We start from the raw sequence: 980 nt of genomic DNA on the forward strand, positions 1-980 counted from the left end.
GCATTGGTAACACGTGTGCCCCTCCAAAATTTAACAATTCAAAACTCAAACCAAAACCAAAACTATGAAAATTGAACAGTACAAACCTAAAATCGGAATTATAGGCCTTGGCTATGTCGGGCTGCCATTGGCAGTTGAATTTGCTAAGAAATATAAGGTATTTGGGTATGATATCAATGAAAAAAGGATCAACCAACTTAGGTTAGGTATAGATCATACGTTAGAAATTAATGAAGAACAGTTAAAAGCTGTAACAACGCCGGTTTGTACAACACCTGTAGGTTTATATTTCACTGATGAGATTGAAAAATTAAGAGCCTGCTCAGTGTACATAGTAACGGTTCCTACCCCGGTTGATAAAAATAACCGCCCAGACTTAACCCCATTAATAAATGCCAGCTTGCTAATTGGCAAAGTGTTAAAAAAGGGCGATATAGTAATTTATGAGTCAACCGTTTATCCTGGCGTTACCGAAGATGAATGTATGCCTGTATTGGAAAAAGCTTCTAATCTTCGATTTAATGTTGACTTTTTTGCTGGTTATTCTCCCGAAAGAATCAATCCGGGAGATAAATACCATACTGTAGCCAATATTCGCAAAATAACTTCTGGATCGACCCCTAAGATTGCTGATATTGTAGATAAACTTTATAACTCTGTTATAACCGCCGGTACCTTCAAAGCCGATTCAATAAAAGTTGCTGAGGCAGCTAAAGTTATTGAAAACGCGCAACGTGATATCAATATCGCATTTGTGAACGAACTGGCTATGATATTTAACAAGTTGGGAATTGATACCCATAAAGTATTGGAAGCAGCAGGCACAAAATGGAACTTTTTAAATTTTAGGCCAGGGCTTGTTGGCGGGCATTGTATAGGAGTTGACCCTTATTACCTGGCTCAAAAAGCGCAGGAGGCAGGTTATCATCCCGAAATTATTTTGGCCGGCCGTCGTATAAATGATTCAATGGGCGCATATG

At 38.6% G+C, this 980-nt stretch carries 1 protein-coding gene; it reads left to right on the forward strand.

Translation table 11 applies throughout. From position 1 onward, the window contains the following. Positions 1-64 precede the first annotated feature (64 nt). The coding region (locus AC1DPZ_RS27955; protein WP_477409684.1) for a nucleotide sugar dehydrogenase at positions 65-980 on the forward strand (916 nt) is incomplete at its 3' end.

The sequence above is a fragment of the Mucilaginibacter sp. P4_G9 genome (genome assembly GCF_056400985.1).